We start from the raw sequence: 18,842 nt of genomic DNA, 5'->3' as shown, positions 1-18,842 counted from the left end.
CGCATGCGTGCTGCCCGGCTGATCAAGATGGTGCTGTTGCTCCAGTCCCGGCCCTCCATGACCGCCGCCGAGCTGGCGCGGGAGCTGGAGGTGTCGGAGCGTACGGTCACCCGGGACGCGCAGGCACTGTCGGAGGCCGGGGTTCCGGTGTATGCGGACCGGGGGCGGATCGGCGGCTACCGGCTGGTCGGCGGGTACCGGACGCGGCTGACGGGGCTGGCGCGCGGGGAGGCGGAGGCGCTGTTCCTGTCCGGGGTGCCGGGGGCGCTGCGCGAGATGGGGCTGGAGGACGTGGCCTCGGCGGCCCGGCTGAAGGTGTCGGCGGCCTTGCTGCCGTCCCTGCGGGACGCCTCCCGCACGGCGGCGCAGCGGTTCCACCTGGACGCCCCCGACTGGTTCCGCGAGCCGGTCACGCCCGAGCTGCTGCCGGCCGTCGCGGACGCGGTGTGGGACGACCGGCGGATCACCGCCCGCTACCGGCGCGGCGAGCACGCGGTGGAACGGGAGCTGGAGCCGTACGGACTCGTGCTCAAGGCGGGCGTCTGGTACCTGTGCGCACGGGTGGCCGGGCACGGGTCCTTCCGGGTGTACCGGATCGACCGGTTCACGGCGGTGGAGGCGGACGAGGAGCGTTTCGAGCGGGAGCCGGACTTCGATCTGCCGGCGTTCTGGGAGGAGCGCGCGGAGCAGTTCGCGCGGTCGATCCTGCGGGCGGAGGTCGTGGTGCGGCTGTCGGCGGAGGGGGTGCGCCGGCTGCCGCACGCCATGGACGCGGTCGCGGCGCGGGAGGCGTTGGCGCGGGCGGGGGAGCCGGAGGGGGACGAGTGGGTGACGGTGACCCTGCCGGTGGAGTCCGAGGAGGTCGCCCGCGAACAGCTGACGGCGCTGGGGGCGGAGGTGGAGGTGCTGGCGCCGGCGTCTTTGCGGGAGCGGTTCGCGGCGGAGGCGGCGCGGCTGGCGGAGCTGTACGGGCTGTGAAAAGGGGGGCCTTTTCGATTCCCTGGTGCGGGGGCGGGGTGCCCTCCGGGGAGGTTTCGCCCCCGCCACCCCTTCCCTCCCCCATCGTCCCTGGGGGCTTCGCCCCCAGACCCCCGTGCGCAGTTCCCCGCGCCCCTATTCGCCCAGCCCCCTTCATGCGTTGCGGGTGCGTCCGTGGGGCATAGGGTCGATGCTTTACCTCGTGATGGACGAGACGGAGTTCTGGGAGCTGGTGGACACCGCCCGCGAGGACGCCGGGGGTGATCCGGAGGAGCAGGCCGACCTGCTGGTGGAGCGGCTGGCGCGGCTGGACCCGGAGGCGGTCCTGGATTTCGCCCGTCACTTCGAGTCCCGCTACCACCGCGCGTACCACTGGGACCTGTGGGGTGCCGCCTGGGTGCTGCTGGGCGGGGCGAGCGACGACGCCTTCGACTACTTCCGGTGCTGGCTGATCGGCCAGGGCCGGGAGGTGTTCGAGGGCGCGCTGCACGACCCGGACGCGCTGGCCGGTCTGCTGGGCGACTTCGACGAGGAGGTCGACGGCGACGGCGAGGACCTCGGTTACGCGGCGGACGAGGCGTACGAGCAGCTCACCGGCACGGTGGCGCCCGACCTCGACCTGCCCCCGGCCCCCGCGGAGCCGGAGGGCACACCGCTCGACTTCGAGAACGAGGCCCTGCTCGCCGAACGCTACCCGCGGCTGTGGGAGCGGTTCGGGGGCTGAGCCGCGAGCCGGCTCACAGGCGCCGGTGGGGGCCCGGTGCGTGACGCAGGGGTGCGGCGTTGGCCTGCATGAGGGCGGAGGCGGTGTGGGCCGCCGGGCCCAGGACGACGGCGACGGCGGCGCACAGGGCCGTCCAGGGGCGGCGCAGGGCGTCCGCCCAGGTGGTACTTCGGTCGGGCGTGTCGTTCATCGGACCTGCTCTTCGTTCCGGGTGTCGGTGTCGTTCCGTACGGCGGTCTGGGTGTCGTCGGGCACGGTGTCCCCGGTCCCGCGTCCCTGGAGGCGGGCCGCCAGGGCCCTGATCTCCGGGAGGCGGGCCCTGAGGGCGGCGCCCGGGCAGTCGGTCATGTAGCCGTCGCTGTGACCGGCGACCGCGGGCAGGACGGCGGTGGTGCCGGCCGCGTAGCGGCTGCCGCCGTTGCTGGAGACCAGCCGGACGTCGGCGCGCGGGTCGGTGCCGGACGTGCCGAGCTTCCAGGCGGCCACGGCGGCGATCGCGCGCAGCATCTCCCGCGGCACCTCGGCCCCCTCCGTGAAGGTGCCGAGGGCGGCGATCCCGGTGGTGCGGTGGTTGAAGCCCTGGGTGTGGGCGCCAGTGACGGGGCGGTCGGTGCCGCCCGCGCGGCCCTCGTAGACGGTGCCGCAGCGGTCGACGACGAAGTTGTAGCCGAGGTCGTCCCAGTCGCGGGCGCCGGTCTGGCCCTCGTACAGGCCCCGGATGATGCCGGGGGCGTCCGCGCAGTCGTAGCCGTTGGGCGAGTCGGTGTGGTGGACGAAGACGGCGACGACCTCGTCGTCGTAGCGCGGCGGCGGCTGTTCCCGCGCGGTGTCGCCGAGCCAGGCGGAGCGCGGCACGACGGCCGGCCGGGGCGCCTGGTGGAGGGTCGCGGCCCGCGCGGTGGAGAGGGCGGCGGCGTCCTCGGCGGCGTGCTCGACGCCGTGGGCGCACAGCACCAGGGCGACGGCGGCGGCCACGCCCGGCAGACAGCCGAGCGCCACCGTGACGGCCCGTGGCGGGCGCGGGGGGCCGGACCCCCCGCCGGGTATCCGGCGGGGGCGGCGCTGCCGCGCTCCGCGCGGTCTCCTGGGGACACGCATGAGCCCACTGTGGGCCGGTCCGCCCACGTCCGCGATCCGTGCTGCGCCACTCGGTGGAACCATCGCCTCGGTCCGCGACGTTTTCCCCGGTACACGCGCGCGTGGCCGCATTCCCGCGGCCGTCGCGCGCGTGGCTGATCACCGGGCCCCTCCCCCACGTACTGATGGACCGGTGGTCCCGAGAGAGAGGCGGCGCGCGTGGACCTGCTCGACATCCTGCTGTTGCTGGTCGTCCTGGCCTACGCGGCGTCCGGTTACCGGCGCGGGCTGCTGGCGGGCTGTGTCTCGCTGGCCGGTTTCGTGGGCGGTGCGGTCGTCGGCGTGTGGATCCTGCCGTGGGTGATGGACCTGGTGACGCCGGGGACGACCCGGGCGACGCTGACGGCCGTGTTCACGGTGCTGCTGCCGGCCGTGACGGGCCACGAGCTGGCGGGGCGGCTGGCGCTCAGACTGCGGCGGGAGCTGGACCGGGGCCCGCTGCGGGTGGCGGACGGGGTCGGCGGGGCGGTGGCCAACTCGGTGGCCGTGCTGATCGTGGCGTGGGTGGTGGCGAGCGTGCTGGGCGCGTCCTCCTCCCCGCTGGTGACGTCGGCGATCCGGGACTCGCGGCTGCTGGGCGCGGTGCAGGACACGATGCCGGACACCACCCCGGGATGGTTCTCCCGGGCCACGTCGGCGCTGACCGAGGCGGGTTTCCCGCAGGTCTTCAACCCGTTCGAGAACGAGTCGACCGCCGAGGTCGCCGCGCCCACCGGCGACAGCGTCACCGCGGCCGCCACCCGTGCCGCGCAGCGCGCCACGGTGAAGGTCGAGGGCGTCGCGGGCACCCAGGGCCGCGAGGGCAGCGGCTTCGTGTACGCGGCGGAGCACGTGATGACCAACGCCCACGTGGTGGCCGGCATCGACGAGCCGACCGTGCGCGTGGGCGGGGTGGGACGGGCCTACGAGGCACGGGTGGTGCTCTTCGACCCGAGCAAGGACGTGGCCGTGCTGTACGTGCCGGAACTGCGGGCCCCGGTCCTGGAGTTCGACGACGACGCCGACCGCGGCGACTCGGCGGTCGTCGCGGGCTACCCGCAGGACGGCGACCTCAACCTGCAGGCGGCGACGGTCGCCGGCCGAATCCAGGCCCGGGGACAGGACATCTACAACGACGCGGTGGTCACCCGCGAGATCTACTCGATCCGTTCGACCGTCCGCCCCGGCAACTCCGGCGGCCCGCTGCTGACCACGGACGGCCGGGTGTACGGCGTGGTGTTCGCGCGCTCCACCTCGGACGCGGAGACCGGCTACGTGCTCACGGCGGACGAGGTGGCCGACGACGCCGAGCGCGCGGCGGACGCGACGGCACCGGTGGACACCGGGGAGCCGGTCACCTCCTAGCGGGTCCCGGCGGGGCCTCTCGGACCAGCGACCGGCCCATCATGACGTCGTCGACGTACGCGCCCCCGACGAAGAACTCCTCCGGCTGCACGCCCTCCACGACGAAGCCCTCGGACGCGTACAGCGTGCGGGCGACGGTGTTGTGGCCGAGCACCCGCAGGGTGATCCGGCGGGCGCCGCGCTCCCGCGCCTCGGCGACGGCGGCCCGCACCAGGGCCCGGCCCACGCCCCGGCCGCGCGCCTCCTCGGCGACGGCGAGGCCGCGGATCTGCCGCACGTGCGCGTTGCTGGCGAGTTCGGTGGCGAAGCCGAGGCGGACGTACCCCACGATCCGGCCCCGGTACTCGGCGACGAGGTGCTCCCGGGGGCCGGACCGCTCGCTGAAGAACGAGTCGTCCGCCGGACGCGGGACGACGGCGTGCACGGTGGACCAGGTCTCCCGGTCGAGGCGGGCCAGCTCCCCCTCGTCACCGAAGCGGGCGATGCGTATGGACGGCTCGGACATGAGCGCCACTGTACGGGCGGCTCGCGCCGCCCCGGCCGTGATTTCCGTACCGCGAGGGGCAGGATGGACGTCATGGAACGTTCCCGAATCGCGGTGGCCGGTGCGTCCGGGCTCATCGGTGGCGCGCTGGCGCGGTCCCTGACGGCGGACGGGCACGAGGTGGTCCGGCTGGTGCGGGGCGAGCCCCGGGCGGCGGACGAGGTCCGGTGGGACCCGGAGCGCGGGTCGGTGGACGCGGCCGGCCTCGCCGGGTGCGACGCGGTGGTCAACCTGGCGGGCGCCGGGATCGGCGACCGGCGCTGGACGGCGGCCTACAAGACGAGGCTCAGGACCAGCCGGGTCAAGGGCACGACCGCGCTCGCCGAGGCCGTCGCCGGGCTGCCCGAGGACGTACGGCCCCGGGTGTTCCTCAACGGCAGCGCGATCGGCTACTACGGCGAGACCGGCGACCGGGCGGTGGACGAGAGCGCTCCGCCGGGTGAGGGCTTCCTGCCGGAGCTGTGCGTCGAGTGGGAGGCGGCCGCGGCACCGGCGCGGGAGGCGGGCTTGCGGACGGTGTTCGCGCGCACCGGCCTGGTGGTGGCGCGCGGGGGCGGGGCGTGGGGCAGGCTCTTCCCGCTGTTCCGGGCCGGGCTGGGCGGCCGGCTGGGCGACGGACGCCAGTACTGGTCGTTCGTCGCGCTGCACGACGAGGTGGCCGCGCTGCGCCATCTGCTGGACACCGACGGGCTGTCCGGGCCGTTCAACCTGACCGCCCCGCACCCGGCGACCAACCGTGAGATCACCGGGGCGATGGCGCGCGTGCTGCACCGGCCGGCGGTGTTCGCGGTGCCGGCGCCGGTGCTGCGGACGGTGCTCGGGGAGATGGCCGGGGACGTCCTCGGCAGCGCCCGGGTGCTGCCGGCACGGCTGCTGGAGTCCGGTTTCCGGTTCGCGTTCCCCCGGATCGAGGGGGCGGTCCGGGCGGCGCTGTGAGCGCACGGGCGTGACCACGGTCCGCCCGGAACCGATCCGGCCCTGAGCCCTCTGCGACCACATCGTGCCCGACCGGCGCGCGCATGCGACCGTCGTGCGCCCGTGCTCTGGCCATGCGCGACTGACCGGGCACTCGGCCACGGGCCTAACCTCGACCCGAACTCGGGTATCCCTGGGGCCTGTTGAGGGCATGACGTCTCCAGCGCCCGCGCAACCTCGAGGAGGGGCACGTGCTTGAGCCCACGTACCAGGCGGACGTCGTCGTCGTGGGGGCCGGGGTCGCCGGACTCTCCGCGGCACGACGGCTGACCGGCGCAGGAGTCACCACCCTGGTCCTGGAGGCCGCCCACGAGGTGAGCGGCCGGATGGCGACCGAGCAGGTCGACGGCTTCCGGCTCGACCGGATCGGACGGCTGCTGTCCACGGCGTATCCCGAACTACGGCCGGCCTCGGGCCTCGACGGGCTGGTGCTGCGGCCCTTCGCGCCCGGCGTCCTGCTGCACAGCGACGGACGGCACCACCGTGCGGGGGTGCAGCCGGGCGCGAGGGGGGCACGGAGCGCGAGGAGCGCACTCCATGCCGTACGCGCCCTGGCGAGCGCCCCACGGCCGGGGAGCGGGCCCAGGAGGCCGGTGGCCGTGCCCGGACGGCAGGTGTCCGTGCCCCGCAGCCGCACCGGTGCCCCGCTGGGCACGGCGGTCGACCAGGCCCGTCTGGGGGCCGCGTTCAGCAAGCTCGCGGACACGCCGGTGGAGCGGCTGCTGGCCCGGCCCGAGACGACGGCGGCCGAGGCGCTGCCGGCCCGGGGGCTGCCCGCCCGCACCATCGACGGCTTCCTGCGCCCCCTCCTCGCCGCCCTGCTGTGCGATCCGGATCTCACCACGTCCAGCCGGTGCGCCGACCTGGCGCTGCGGGCGTTCGCGAGCGGGCGGCTGTGCGTGCCGGAGGGCGGTGCCGAGGCGCTGCCGCGGACGCTGGCGCGGACGCTGCCGCCGGGCACGGTGCGCACGGGGGTGCGGGTCACCTCCGTGTCGACGACCTCGGTGACCACCGCGGAGCACGGGGAGTTCCGGTGCGGCGCGGTGCTGGTCGCGACCGGGGCGCGGGCCGCCGCCGAACTGCTGCCCGGGCTGCGGGTGCCGGACTTCCACCCCGTGACGGTGGTGCACCACAGCGCCGACGAGGCCCCGCGGACCGGTGCCTCGCTGCTGCTCGACGCCGAGCGGGGCGGGCCGGTGGCGCACACGGCGGTCGTCAGCCGGGTCGACCCGTCCCGGGCCCCGGCCGGACGCACGCTGGTCAGCTCGACGGTCCTGGGGCCGCCTGTGCCGGGCGTCGACACGGCCGTGCGCATGCACCTGGCCCGGCTGTACGGCGTGTCGACGGCGCGCTGGGAGACGCTGGGTGTGCACCACACCGCGGAGGCGGTGCCGGTGATGCGGCCGCCGCACGATCTGCGACGGCCGGTGCGGTTGCTGGCGGGGCTGTACGTGTGCGGTGACCACCGGGACACCGGGACGGTGCAGGGGGCGTTGCACTCGGCGCACCGGGCGGCGGCGGCGATCCTGGCGGATCTGGGGGTGGACCGGTCCATGCACGCGGCGGACCCGCTACCGAGCGCTCGCGCGGCGTGAGCCGGGGACGCGGTCCGGCTTTACGGGTGCCCCGCGCTGCGGGGGGCCGGTGTTTTGCGGGTGCCCCGCACTGCCGAGGGCCGGCGTTCTGCGGGTGCCCCGCGTCGGTGTGGGCCGGGGGGTGTTCGCGCGGCCCGGCGCTTGCGGGGTGCCTCCCCCACTCTCGGCTCCGCTCGAGCGGGAGGTACCCCCACCGCCCACCCTCCCCCACCCTCGGCTGCGCTCGGGCGGGGGGACCCCCATCGCCCTGGGGGTACCTCCCAGGCCCTTAAGGCACTGGGGGAGGCACGACTGCCCGCGGGAACGGCGGCATGCCGGCGCGACCGCCCGCGGCTGACGCGGCAGGCGGCTGCCCGCGGGAACGGCGGAGCGGATGCCGACGGGAACGGCGGAGCGGCTGCCGACGGGAGCGGCGGGGGGACGGCGCGGCTGTCCGCGGCTGACGTGGCGGGCGGCTACCCGCGGGAGCGGCGGGACGGCTGACCGCGGCTGACGCGGGGAGCGGCGGCGGTAGTGGCCGTCAGGCGCGTACGGCGGGAAGGGGACGGGGCGGGGTGGCCGCCCGCAGTGGCCGGCGCGTCCGCACCCCGCACCCCTTCCGAGTGACGTGATCCGCGCCGGTCCGAGGACGGACACCCCCGACACGGCCCCGACCCACCCACCGGCCGTGGGTGCTACGCCCGCCCCCACCGGACCGAACGATGCGCCGCAGGCACAAGACCCGCACCCCCGCCGGACCGAACCCACGCCCCGCGCCCGCCCGCCGCAGGCGCCGGGCGCCGGGTGTGGGTTCAGCCGTACGCCGCGATCCTGTCGCGGTACGTGCGCACGGGAGCCGCGTCCCGGTACGGCTCCAGCTTCCGTTCGAAGTCCCGGACGTACTCGACGGCCCGCACCGACCGCATCTCCGCCGCCTGACCGGCCGCCTCGGCGGCCAGCTGGCACGCCTGGTCCAGCTCCCCCAGACCGAGCCGGGCGGTCGCCAGCACCATCCGGCAGAAGAGCCGGCTCCGGGCGTACCCCGGTGCCCGCAACCGCAGCGACCGCTCCGCATGCTGCGCGGCGGCCCGGAACTGCTGCAGGTCCCGGTGGCAGTGCCCGAACTCGTCGGCGAGCTGCGCCTCGTCAAAAAAGCGCGCCCAGTACGGAACCTCGTCCCCGGGCCGCGCGCCCTCCAGCGCCCGCTCCGCGCGCGCCAGCGCCGCCGTGCAGGCCCGCACCTCCCCCAGCACCCCGTGCCCCCGCGCCTCGGCCGCGTGCAGCAGCGCCTGCACGACCGGCGGTCCCGACCCGCCCGCCCCCTGCTGGGCGACCCGCGCGAGCTGCACCGCTTCCCGCCCGTGCCCGAGGTAGACGGCCTGCCGGCTCATGGTGACCAGGACGTACGCGCCGTACGGCCGGTCCCCCGCCGCCTGCGCCAGCCGCAGCGCCTGCACGAAGTACCGCTGCGCGAGCCCGTGCGCCGCGATGTCGTACGACGTCCAGCCGGCCAGCCGGGTCAGGTCCGCGGCGGCCGCGAACAGCCGGCGCCCGGTCTGCTCCCCGTACGTGCCGCGCAGCATCGGCTCGCACTCGTGCTCCAGGTACCGCACGAGGGCCTGGCGAGCGTGCCCGCCGCCGTACGCGTCGTCGAGCGTGCGGAACAGCTCGCCGACCGACCGCAGCGCCGCGATGTCGCCGCCGGTGACCCGGTGGCCCGGACCGCGTTCGACCGTGGCGCGCCGGCGCGCGAGCAGTTCGGGCGGACGGACCGGCGGCCGCCCCTGCGCCGGCACCCGTACCGGCACCGGCGGCTCCGCCCGGGCCACCTTCTCGTCCGCCCGCCCGATCAGCCAGTCCCGGCTCGGCACGACCAGCCCCGCCGAGGTGAAGGCGATCTTCCGCAGCTCGGCGTGGCTGCCGGAGTCCTTGCGCCAGAGCCCGCTGACGATGTCGACGGCCTCCTCGGGGGTGGCGGCGAACTCCAGCCCCGCGTAGACCGGCGCGCAGGCGTCCAGCCCCAGGTCCTGCGCGGTCAGGCGGCGGCCCAGACGCCGGGTGAAGACCTCGGCGATCAGCGCCGGCGTCGTACCGCGGGGCTGCTGGCCTCGCAGCCAGCGGGTGACGGACGTCTTGTCGTATCTCAGGTCGAGCCCGTGTTCGAGGCCGAGCTGGTCCACGCGCCGGGCGAGTCCCGCGTTGGAGAACCCCGCTTCTGCGATGAGCGCGGCGAGCTGTCGGTTGGGGGTGCGCTGCGCGGGTCGTTCCGTCATCTGCGGTGCGGTCTCCTGCCTTCCGGCTGAGCGAGGTGCCCGGGTCGCCTGTGAGCAGCCCTTATGGCCACGTGGACGGCGCGAATGTAGCGGAGAGTGAGCACCCGATCGCAGAATTCGACCGGCATTCATCCGATCGTGTGAGGATTACCCGGAAGCTGACAGCCGGCCCGGGTCGCTCCCGACCGGTACCCGACCGGCCCCCGACAGCCCCCCGCTCGAACGGTCGTACAGTGGCGTGGGCGCGTTTCGTGCCCGACGACCTTCTAGGGAGGCGCTTTGCCGTGAGCGATCTGCGGTTCGTACGGATGGGCTTCGGGGCCGAGGCCGTGGACTACCAGCTGGCCTGGGACGAGCAGCGCCGGGTGCACGCGGCGCGGTTCGCCGACGAGGTGCCCGACACCGTGATCCTCCTGGAGCACCCCCCGGTCTACACGGCCGGCCGCCGCACCGCGGACAGCGAACGCCCCCTCGACGGCACCCCGGTCATCGACGTGGACCGCGGCGGCAAGATCACCTGGCACGGACCCGGCCAGCTGGTGGGCTACCCGATCCAGAAGCTGCCCCGCCCGGTGGACGTGGTCGCGCACGTCCGCCGCCTGGAGGAGGCCCTGATCCGCACCTGCGCGGAGTTCGGCCTGGAGACCAGCCGGGTCGAGGGCCGCAGCGGCGTCTGGGTCCTCGGCGATCCGGTGGAGCGGCGCCCCGCGCTCGGCGGGCTCTCCCTGGACTTCGACCCCCGGCTCACCGACGACGAGTTCGACCCCCGCCTCAACGGCCCGGAGTACGCGCCCTCCAACGCCGGCCAGCGCCGCGAGGACCGCAAGATCGCCGCGATCGGCATCCGCGTGGCCAAGGGCGTCACGATGCACGGCTTCGCGCTGAACGTGAACCCCGACAACAAGTGGTTCGACAAGATCATCCCGTGCGGCATCCGCGACGCGGGCGTCGCCTCCCTGGCGAACGAACTGGGCCGCGACATCACGATCGCCGAGGTGCTCCCCGTCGTGGAGCGCCACCTCCGGGACGTCCTGGAGAACGCGGAACTCAAGCCGAGGATCGTCGAGAAGGCCCCGGCGGCATAAACGCGCGGAGCCCGGTGTTCGCAGTCATGGTGGTCCAGGCCGGACCGGGGGCCGCGGCCGACAGCCGTCAGCAGGCGGACACCCCGCCTGGCATTCAAATCAACGGGCGTACGCTTACGCACGCCGAAGAATCAATCGCTAGGGAGCCGGTCGTGTCCGCAGTCGCACCCGACGGACGCAAGATGCTGCGCCTGGAGGTCCGCAACAGCCAGACCCCCATCGAGCGCAAGCCCGAGTGGATCAAGACCCGGGCGAAAATGGGCCCCGAGTACTCCAAGATGCAGAACCTCGTCAAGAGCGAGGGGCTGCACACGGTCTGTCAGGAAGCCGGCTGTCCGAACATCTACGAGTGCTGGGAGGACCGCGAGGCGACCTTCCTCATCGGCGGCGACCAGTGCACCCGGCGGTGCGACTTCTGCCAGATCGACACCGGCAAGCCCGAGGCGCTGGACCGTGACGAGCCGCGCCGCGTGGGCGAGTCGGTCGTCACCATGGACCTGAACTACGCCACCATCACCGGCGTCGCCCGCGACGACCTGGAGGACGGCGGCGCCTGGCTGTACGCGGAGACCGTGCGCCAAATCCACGCGCAGACCGCGGACCGCGCGGAGGGCCGCACCAAGGTCGAGCTGCTGGCCCCGGACTTCAACGCGGTCCCGGAGCAGCTCGCGGAGGTCTTCTCCTCCCGCCCCGAGGTCTTCGCGCACAACGTCGAGACGGTCCCCCGGATCTTCAAGCGGATCCGCCCCGGCTTCCGCTACGACCGCTCCCTGAAGGTCATCACCGAGGCCCGCGACTACGGCCTGGTCACCAAGTCGAACCTGATCCTCGGCATGGGCGAGACCCGCGAGGAGGTCAGCGACGCGCTGCGGCAGCTGCACGACGCGGGCTGCGAGCTGGTCACCATCACGCAGTACCTGCGGCCCTCCGTGCGCCACCACCCCGTGGAGCGCTGGGTGAAGCCGCAGGAGTTCGTGGAGCTGAAGGAGGAGGCCGAGCAGATCGGCTTCTCCGGTGTGATGTCCGGCCCGCTGGTCCGCTCCTCGTACCGCGCCGGCCGCCTCTACCGGATGGCGGTCGAGAAGCGGGGCGCGTACGTGGCCTCCCAGGCCGTCTGACCTCGCCCGGAGCCGTCCGGTGGCACACCGCCGACGGCGTGTGAATTCACGCACAAGGCCCTACCCGCCGGTAATGGCCGAGACGACGCGGTCCCGACCGTCCTCGCAGATGAGGGCACAGGTCGGGACCGCGTCGGCGTTCCGGACCCTCTCCCCGAGGCTTCATGCCTGTTTGACCGGTCGGTCACGCCCTGGTAACACCAGTCAGTGAGCCTGGAATCACCGCACGTACACCCCTGTCCGCCGGCACCGAGGGAGACCTCCACCATGCAGGCCGCGCCCGTCCGCGCCACCGCCATCCCGTCCTTCACCGCCGCGCTGCGCGCCGTCGAGTCGCTGCTGATGAGCGGCGGCCAGCGCACCGCCCGCCGCAACGCCTGGACCTCGGTGCTGGAGGACCGCCGTCGTGCCAAGGACCGGATCGAGGCACAGCTCGTCCTCGACCGGGCCCCCGGCGCCCCGTCCCCGAACACCCCGCCCCTGGGCACCCCGTCCCTGACGACCCGCCCCTGACCGACCGCCCCCCGCGGGGACACGTAGACTTCATGACATGGCGAGGAAGGAAACCGCAGCGGACGCTGCGAACCCCGGGCGACTGAAGCAGATCGCCCTGACCTACAAGATGACCCGCAGGGCCGACAAGAAGATCGGTCTTGTACTCGCGGCTGTCGGAATCGTCACCTTCGGTGTCTTCCTCGCGATCGGTTTCTTGATCGGGCACCCCATCTATCTCGGCATCCTGGGCTTCCTGCTCGCCTTCCTCGCGACGGCGATCGTCTTCGGACGCAGGGCCGAGCGGGCCGCCTTCGGGCAGATGGAGGGACAGCCGGGCGCCGCCGCGGCCGTGCTCGACAACATCGGCCGGGGCTGGACGACGACCCCCGCGGTGGCGATGAACCGCAACCAGGACGTGGTGCACCGCGCGGTCGGCAAGGCCGGCATCGTGCTGGTCGCCGAGGGCAACCCGAACCGGGTGAAGAGCCTGCTGGCCGCCGAGAAGAAGAAGATGAACCGCATCGTCGCGGACGTCCCGGTGCACGACCTGATCGTGGGCACCGGCGAGGGCCAGGTCGAGCTGAAGAAGGTCCGCACGACCATGCTCAAGCTGCCCCGCGTGCTCACCGGCCCGCAGGTCACCGCGACCAACGACCGGCTGCGCGCCCTGGGCGACCTGATGAGCAACATGCCGCTGCCGAAGGGCCCGATGCCCAAGGGCATGAGGCTGCCGAAGGGCGGCGGGCCGAGGGGCCGCTGACCCGCCCCTTCCGCCACGACTTCCTCTACGACGACGGGGCGCCGGAATCCGATTCCGGCGCCCCGTCGTCGTGTCCCGTCACGAGCGGCCGGTCAGATCCGCACCTCGACCGTGCGGGCCAGCCGGTCGTGCAGTCCGCGGCCGTCACGGTCCCAGATCAGCGCGGGGACGGCCAGGCACAGCAGCACCGAGCGCACCAGCCCGCGCAGCGGCTGGACCCGGCCGGTGCCGAGGGCGACCACCCGCAGCCCGAACAGCCGCTTGCCGGGGGTGAAGCCGACCGTGCCGACGGTGAGGACGCTCAGTACGAGGAACACCAGCAGCGCCCAGTTGCTGGTCGCCTGTCCGTAGTAGCCGTCGGTGATCAGGCCGTATGCGATCAGGACGCACAGTCCCCAGTCCACGGCGAGGGCGCCGAGCCTGCGGCCGGGGCCCGCGATCGAGCCCGGTCCGTCCTCCGGCAGCCCCAGCTGCTCACCCCGGTAGCCGAACTCGGCACCGGCGTCCTCCAGGGCCGCGCGGGGCCCGGAGAGCCATGATCCGATTGCTTGCCTGTTGTCCACCCGTCCACGGTACTGCGCCCGGATATGACCACAGGACGGCGGGGTGCGCCGGGGCTACCGTGGGAGAGAACCCGGTTAACTTGTGCGAAACAAATGGGTCACGCCGGAGAAATGACCCGTCCCTAGGGTCGAGTGCAGCGTGTGCCACCCGCACTGGCCACACGAACGATCTACCACCCCGGCGGGACGGTCGGGAGTAGGAGGAGCTGGATGTTCCAGAACGCCGACGACGCCAAGAAGTACCTCGCGGACGAGGACGTCAAGTTCATCGATGTCCGGTTCTGCGACCTCCCGGGTGTGATGCAGCACGTCACGATCCCTGCCGAGGCGTTCGACCCGGACGAGGAGCTGGCGTTCGACGGATCGTCGATCCGCGGCTTCCAGGCCATCCACGAGTCCGACATGTCGCTGCGCGCGGACCTGTCGACCGCCCGGGTCGACCCGTTCCGCCGCGACAAGACGCTGAACATCAACTTCTTCATCCACGACCCGATCACGGGCGAGCAGTACTCCCGCGACCCGCGCAACGTGGCCAAGAAGGCCGAGGCGTACCTGGCCTCCACCGGGATCGCGGACACCGCGTACTTCGGTCCTGAGGCCGAGTTCTACGTCTTCGACAGCGTCCGCTTCAAGACCTCCGAGAACGAGTCCTTCTACCACATCGACTCCGAGGCCGGCGCCTGGAACACCGGGGCGCTGGAGGACAACCGCGGTTACAAGGTCCGCTACAAGGGCGGCTACTTCCCGGTCCCGCCGGTCGACCACTTCGCCGACCTGCGCGCCGAGATGTCCCTGGAGCTGGCCAAGGCCGGCCTGAAGGTCGAGCGCCAGCACCACGAGGTGGGCACCGCCGGCCAGGCCGAGATCAACTACCGGTTCAACACGCTGCTCGCCGCCGCCGACGACCTGCAGCTCTTCAAGTACATCGTGAAGAACGTCGCGTGGCGCAACGGCAAGACCGCGACCTTCATGCCGAAGCCGATCTTCGGTGACAACGGCTCGGGCATGCACGTCCACCAGTCGCTGTGGGCGGGCGGCGAGCCGCTCTTCTACGACGAGCAGGGCTACGCCGGCCTGTCGGACACCGCCCGCTACTACATCGGCGGCATCCTCAAGCACGCCCCGTCGCTGCTGGCCTTCACCAACCCGACGGTGAACTCGTACCACCGCCTGGTGCCGGGCTTCGAGGCGCCGGTGAACCTGGTGTACTCGCAGCGCAACCGCTCCGCCGCGATGCGCATCCCGATCACCGGCTCCAACCCGAAGGCCAAGCGCGTCGAGTTCCGCGCCCCGGACGCCTCCGGCAACCCGTACCTGGCCTTCTCGGCGCTGCTGCTGGCCGGCCTGGACGGCATCAAGAACAAGATCGAGCCGGCCGAGCCGATCGACAAGGACCTCTACGAGCTGGCTCCCGAGGAGCACGCGAACGTGGCCCAGGTCCCGACCTCCCTCGGCGCGGTCCTCGACCGCCTCGAGGCCGACCACGAGTTCCTCCTCCAGGGCGACGTCTTCACGCCGGACCTGATCGAGACGTGGATCGACTTCAAGCGCGCCAACGAGATCGCCCCGCTCCAGCTCCGCCCGCACCCGCACGAGTTCGAGCTGTACTTCGACGTGTGACCGGCCCACGGCGCCCCCGTCCCTGGTTCCTCCAGGGGCGGGGGCGCCGTCGTGTGTCCGGAAAGCTTCCCTCGTCGCGTCCGGAGAGGGATCCTTGGCCTGACACTGCTGTTCGAGAGAAGGTCACGGGGATGTCCGAAAGGGACGACGAGGAGCGGGAGTTCGACATCAAGTGGGCGGACGGCGCCGCGCACAAGGAGCCGTCGGCGCGGGCCCGGATGCTCGCCGCGCGCTGGAAGGACAACCCGCCCGGACCGGTCCCGTTCCGCGGCGAACCGGAGTACCGGGGATCGTCGGGCCGCTCGTCGTGGGTGTCGACGGCCGTGGTGCTCGGGTGTGTCGTCGCGGTGATCGTGCTGCTCGGGTACACCGGCTTCCGCCCGTACTGATCCCGGCTAGTCGGCCCGGGCGACGGCGACCGTCGGCGAGGTCCGGGAGGCGCGGAGGGCGGGCACCGTGCCCGCGGCGGCGGTCACCAGGACGAGGGCGGTGAAGACCGCCGCGAGTTCCCCCGCGGGAACGCTGAACGGGGCGCTCGTCTCGGCGACCCGGACCACCAGCCAGGAGTACGGCACGCCGAGGGCCAGACCGAGGACTCCGCCCAGGACACCGTAGAGCGCGCATTCCACCGTGACCATGCGGTGCACGGCCGCTCCGCCGAGCCCCAGGGCCCGCAGCAGCCCGAACTCGCGCTTGCGCTCGACGACGGTGAGGCTCGCCGTGGTCGCGACTCCCGCGACCGCCACCAGGACGGTGAGCCCCAGGACCATGATCACCGTCGTGGCCGTCGTCCGCAGGTCGTCCGGCTCACCGGCCTGTGCGGCCGAGTCCTCGGCGATGACCCGGCCCTCGCCGCGCTCCGGGCCGGTCAGTGTGTCGGTGATGGCCCGCTGCGCGCGTATCCGCCCCCGGGCGTCGTCCTGCGAGGCGTCGGCGGTGACCGTGGTGGGCGCGGCGCCCGCTCCCATGCGGGTGAGGTCCGCGGCGGGGACGAAGAAGTTCCCCCCGTAGGGTCCGGCTCCGGGCAGTGTCGCCGCCACGGTGAGCCGGACGGGACGGCCCTCGAACTCCAGCGTCACGCGGTCGCCGGCCCGGACGCCGAGCCCGTGGGCGTGATCGGCGTCCACGACGACGTGGCCGGGTTCGAGGTGGTCGAGGGAGCCGGTACGGGCGGTCAGGCCCACGCCGGAGCCGACGGCGCCGAGGTCGAGGTCGGAGAGGGTCGCGCCGCGGGAGTCCTCGACGACCTCCACCGTGCGGAACGCGGTCACCTCGGCGAGTTCGGGGTGCGAGGCGAGGTCGGCGGCCAGCGACCGGTCCAGCGTCTCGCCGTCCCGTGGGTACAGGTGGAAGTCGGCGGGTGCCTCCACCGCCTGCCGGTAGCGCTCGTAGGCGTTCAGGGAGGCGAGGCAGGTCAGGGTCGAGCCGACCAGGCAGACGCCGAGGGCCACGACGACCGAGACCGAGGCCGCCCTGCCCGGCGCGCCCCCGACGCCCGCCACCGCGAGGCGGCCGGCCGCACCGGTGCGGCGCAGGGGCACGGCGACGGCCGCCAGCACCGGCCGGACCAGATGGGGGCCGAGGGCGATCAGGGCCAGGAAGGCCAGCCCGCCGGAGAGCACCACGACCGTCAGCGCCGTGAACCGGTCGTACCCCGTGTCGCCCGGCTGGGGCAGCCCGCCGTACTGCTGCCGGGCGAGGAACGCGGCGCCCGCCGCGCACAGCAGGCCCAGCAGGGTCCGGCCGGTGCCGCCCGCCGCGCCCTCACCGGACGCCGCACTGCGCAGGGCCTGCAGCGGGGAGACCCGTGAGGCGCTCAGGGAGGGGGCCAGGACCGCGAGGACCGCGAGGAGTCCGGTGCCGAGAACGGTGAGGACGGCCTCCGTCAGCGGAAGGGGGGAGGGGACGGACAGGTCGTGTCCGAACCGACCGGCGACCGGGGGGACGAGCCGCCCGCAGCCCCAGGCCGTCAGCACACCGGTCGCGCCTGCCAGCAGGCCGACCACCGCCCCCTCGGCGACGAGTGCGGCGGCGAGCCGTCGTGGGGTCGCCCCGATGGCGCGCAGCAGCGCCAACTGGCGTACGCGCCGTGCGAAGACGATGCGGAAGGTGGAGGTCGCGACGAGGACGGCCGCGCCGACGGCGACGGCGAGGAAGACGGTGACCAGTTCCAGGGTGTCCTCCGCCTCCGCCACCGCCTCGCGGGCCTCCTCCTGCCGCACCTCGTCCCCGGACCGCACCTGCGCTCCGGGCACCGCCCGCCGGATCCGTTCCGCCGGGTCCGCCGAGCCGGACGCGGAGGACGCGGTGTCGGTGCGGACGTCGACGCGGGAGTAACCCGACACGCCGAGCAGTTCCCCGAGCAGGGGCCCGGGGGCGTACCCCGTGGGCTCCGCGTCGTCCGTGGCGGTGCCGCGGACGACGCCGCTGACCTCGACCGTCACCCGTCGGGTGCCGTCACCGTCGGCTTCGGGCTGCAGCAGGGTGAGCGACGATCCCGGAGCGAGGCCGTACTCCCGCGCGGCCCGCGTGTCGACGGCGAGCCGGCCCGGTCCGGAGGGGTACGTGCCGTCGAGCAGCCGGACTTGCGTCAGGGCGCCGGCGCCGGGGTCCGCGGACAGGGCGAGGTAGCGTTCGACGGCGCTGCCGTCCAGCGGGCTGCCGCCGTCGATCCGGCCGACGGCCTCGGTGACTCCGGGTGTCTTCCGGATCTCGCGCAGGCGGGCCTCGTCGATGTCCTCCCCGTCGCCGGGCGTGACCACCAGCGACACCGCTTCGGGTGTGCCGCGGAACCTCTCGACGACGGTCGCGGTGATGATCTGCTGGGCCATGACGGTCCCGAAGACGACGAACGCCGCGATCAGCAGCGACAGTCCGGTCGCCGCGAACCGTCCGGGCCGCCGCAGGAGTTCCGCCACCTGGGAGCCCAGGACGGTCGCGCGCCAGGGAGTGCTCATCGCCGCCTCCCCGTGGCACCGGGCTCGTCCCGTACGACGCGTCCGTCCGCGAGGGTCAGCACCCGGTCCGCGTACCGCGCGGCCGCCGGGTCGTGGGTGACCATCACGACCGTCTGGCCGAGGTCGTCGACGGACCGGCGCAGCAGGGTGAGGACTTCGGCGCCGGCCTTGGAGTCGAGGTTGCCGGTGGGTTCGTCGGCGAAGAGCACGGCCGGGCCGGCCACCAGCGCCCGGGCCACGGCGACCCGCTGCTGCTGGCCCCCGGACAGCTCGGCGGGGCGGTGCGAGACCCGGTGGGCGATGCCGAGGACCTCGCAGAGGTGGTCCACCCGTTCGCGGTCCGGTCGCCTGCCGGACATGGTGAGGGGCAGCACGATGTTCTCGTAGGCGGTCAGCTGGGGCAGCAGGTTGAACGACTGGAAGACGAACCCGATCCGCTCCCGGCGCACCCGGGTCAGCTGCCGGTCGGACAGCCCGGTGATCTCCGTCCCGTCCAGGACGATGCTGCCGGAGGTGACGGTGTCGAGTCCGGCGACGCAGTGCATCAGGGTCGACTTTCCCGACCCGGAGGGGCCGACGACGGCGGTGAAGCGGGCGCGCCGGATGCCGACGGACACGCCGTCGAGGGCCCGTACCTCGGTGGTGCCCTGGTGGTAGGTCTTCACCAGGCCGGTGGCGGTGACGACGTCGTCCGG

18 protein-coding genes are annotated in these 18,842 nt (G+C 73.8%); 11 read left to right on the top strand and 7 right to left on the bottom strand.

Translation table 11 applies throughout. The features are described 5' to 3' along the window. Positions 1-3 precede the first annotated feature (3 nt). Positions 4-978, top strand: coding sequence for a helix-turn-helix transcriptional regulator (locus tag ACH5AO_RS15400; protein ID WP_398924760.1), 975 nt, complete (start codon positions 4-6; stop codon positions 976-978). Positions 979-1,183: 205 nt separating this feature from the next. Continuing rightward, positions 1,184-1,702: a DUF4240 domain-containing protein gene (locus tag ACH5AO_RS15395; RefSeq protein WP_398925233.1), complete on the top strand. Its 519-nt coding sequence runs from the start codon at positions 1,184-1,186 to the stop codon at positions 1,700-1,702. Between the two features lie 13 nt (positions 1,703-1,715). On the opposite strand, the gene ACH5AO_RS15390 is transcribed toward ACH5AO_RS15395, so the two are convergent. Together ACH5AO_RS15390 and ACH5AO_RS15385 are read right to left on the bottom strand one after the other, a co-directional pair. Beyond that, complete coding sequence (locus ACH5AO_RS15390; RefSeq protein WP_398924759.1) at positions 1,716-1,892, bottom strand: hypothetical protein; 177 nt, start codon at positions 1,890-1,892, stop codon at positions 1,716-1,718. After that, entirely contained in the window at positions 1,889-2,701 is an 813-nt protein-coding gene (locus ACH5AO_RS15385) for a peptidoglycan recognition protein (RefSeq protein ID WP_398925231.1), read from the bottom strand. Before ACH5AO_RS15385 ends, ACH5AO_RS15390 begins: the two co-directional genes overlap by 4 nt. Positions 2,702-2,998: 297 nt before the next feature. Between ACH5AO_RS15385 and ACH5AO_RS15380 the strand changes: the two genes are divergently transcribed. Continuing rightward, positions 2,999-4,183, top strand: coding sequence for a MarP family serine protease (locus ACH5AO_RS15380; protein ID WP_398924757.1), 1,185 nt, complete (start codon positions 2,999-3,001; stop codon positions 4,181-4,183). Here the strand turns inward: ACH5AO_RS15380 and ACH5AO_RS15375 are convergent. Then, positions 4,173-4,688: a GNAT family N-acetyltransferase gene (locus ACH5AO_RS15375; protein ID WP_398924755.1), complete on the bottom strand. Its 516-nt coding sequence runs from the start codon at positions 4,686-4,688 to the stop codon at positions 4,173-4,175. The genes ACH5AO_RS15380 and ACH5AO_RS15375 overlap by 11 nt on opposite strands. Before the next feature lie 72 nt (positions 4,689-4,760). Between ACH5AO_RS15375 and ACH5AO_RS15370 the strand changes: the two genes are divergently transcribed. Continuing rightward, a complete protein-coding gene (locus ACH5AO_RS15370) occupies positions 4,761-5,663 on the top strand; it encodes a TIGR01777 family oxidoreductase (RefSeq protein ID WP_398924754.1) in 903 nt (300 codons plus the stop codon). A 230-nt stretch (positions 5,664-5,893) separates the two neighbouring features. Continuing rightward, on the top strand, positions 5,894-7,297 hold the full coding sequence (locus ACH5AO_RS15365; RefSeq protein ID WP_398924753.1) for an NAD(P)/FAD-dependent oxidoreductase: 1,404 nt from the start codon (positions 5,894-5,896) through the stop codon (positions 7,295-7,297). A gap of 791 nt (positions 7,298-8,088) precedes the next feature. On the opposite strand, the gene ACH5AO_RS15360 is transcribed toward ACH5AO_RS15365, so the two are convergent. Next, a complete protein-coding gene (locus ACH5AO_RS15360; RefSeq protein ID WP_398924752.1) occupies positions 8,089-9,549 on the bottom strand; it encodes a regulator in 1,461 nt (486 codons plus the stop codon). A gap of 284 nt (positions 9,550-9,833) precedes the next feature. On the opposite strand from ACH5AO_RS15360, the gene lipB reads away from it, so the two are divergent. From lipB to ACH5AO_RS15340, 4 genes are all read left to right on the top strand, one after another. Beyond that, the gene (lipB, locus tag ACH5AO_RS15355; RefSeq protein WP_398924751.1) at positions 9,834-10,634 is read left to right on the top strand and encodes a lipoyl(octanoyl) transferase LipB; all 801 of its coding nucleotides are present in this window, start codon (positions 9,834-9,836) and stop codon (positions 10,632-10,634) included. Between the two features lie 152 nt (positions 10,635-10,786). Continuing rightward, positions 10,787-11,752 carry a lipoyl synthase gene (gene lipA, locus ACH5AO_RS15350; RefSeq protein WP_030859174.1) on the top strand — a complete coding sequence of 322 codons (966 nt, stop codon included), beginning with the start codon at positions 10,787-10,789 and terminating at the stop codon, positions 11,750-11,752. Positions 11,753-12,019: 267 nt separating this feature from the next. Then, positions 12,020-12,265, top strand: coding sequence for a hypothetical protein (locus ACH5AO_RS15345; RefSeq protein ID WP_398924750.1), 246 nt, complete (start codon positions 12,020-12,022; stop codon positions 12,263-12,265). Between the two features lie 37 nt (positions 12,266-12,302). Continuing rightward, a complete protein-coding gene (locus ACH5AO_RS15340) occupies positions 12,303-13,007 on the top strand; it encodes a DUF4191 domain-containing protein (RefSeq protein WP_351999195.1) in 705 nt (234 codons plus the stop codon). Between the two features lie 92 nt (positions 13,008-13,099). Here ACH5AO_RS15340 and ACH5AO_RS15335 read toward each other — a convergent pair whose 3' ends face one another. Next, positions 13,100-13,570, bottom strand: coding sequence for an RDD family protein (locus tag ACH5AO_RS15335; protein ID WP_398924749.1), 471 nt, complete (start codon positions 13,568-13,570; stop codon positions 13,100-13,102). 210 nt (positions 13,571-13,780) lie between these two features. On the opposite strand from ACH5AO_RS15335, the gene glnA reads away from it, so the two are divergent. Then, entirely contained in the window at positions 13,781-15,190 is a 1,410-nt protein-coding gene (glnA, locus tag ACH5AO_RS15330; RefSeq protein ID WP_217136728.1) for a type I glutamate--ammonia ligase, read from the top strand. 131 nt (positions 15,191-15,321) lie between these two features. Next, the gene (locus tag ACH5AO_RS15325; RefSeq protein WP_398924748.1) at positions 15,322-15,579 is read left to right on the top strand and encodes a hypothetical protein; all 258 of its coding nucleotides are present in this window, start codon (positions 15,322-15,324) and stop codon (positions 15,577-15,579) included. Positions 15,580-15,585: 6 nt separating this feature from the next. Here ACH5AO_RS15325 and ACH5AO_RS15320 read toward each other — a convergent pair whose 3' ends face one another. Together ACH5AO_RS15320 and ACH5AO_RS15315 are read right to left on the bottom strand one after the other, a co-directional pair. Beyond that, positions 15,586-18,147 carry an FtsX-like permease family protein gene (locus tag ACH5AO_RS15320; RefSeq protein WP_398924747.1) on the bottom strand — a complete coding sequence of 854 codons (2,562 nt, stop codon included), beginning with the start codon at positions 18,145-18,147 and terminating at the stop codon, positions 15,586-15,588. Next, positions 18,144-18,812, bottom strand: a complete 669-nt coding sequence (locus ACH5AO_RS15315; RefSeq protein WP_398925229.1) for an ABC transporter ATP-binding protein — start codon at positions 18,810-18,812, stop codon at positions 18,144-18,146. The genes ACH5AO_RS15320 and ACH5AO_RS15315 overlap by 4 nt, the downstream gene beginning before the upstream one ends. Positions 18,813-18,842: the final 30 nt, after the last annotated feature.

It is taken from the genome of Streptomyces sp. NPDC018964, from assembly GCF_044390325.1.
GTDB lineage: Bacteria > Actinomycetota > Actinomycetes > Streptomycetales > Streptomycetaceae > Streptomyces.
This window is presented reverse-complemented; position numbering and strand designations above follow the sequence as displayed.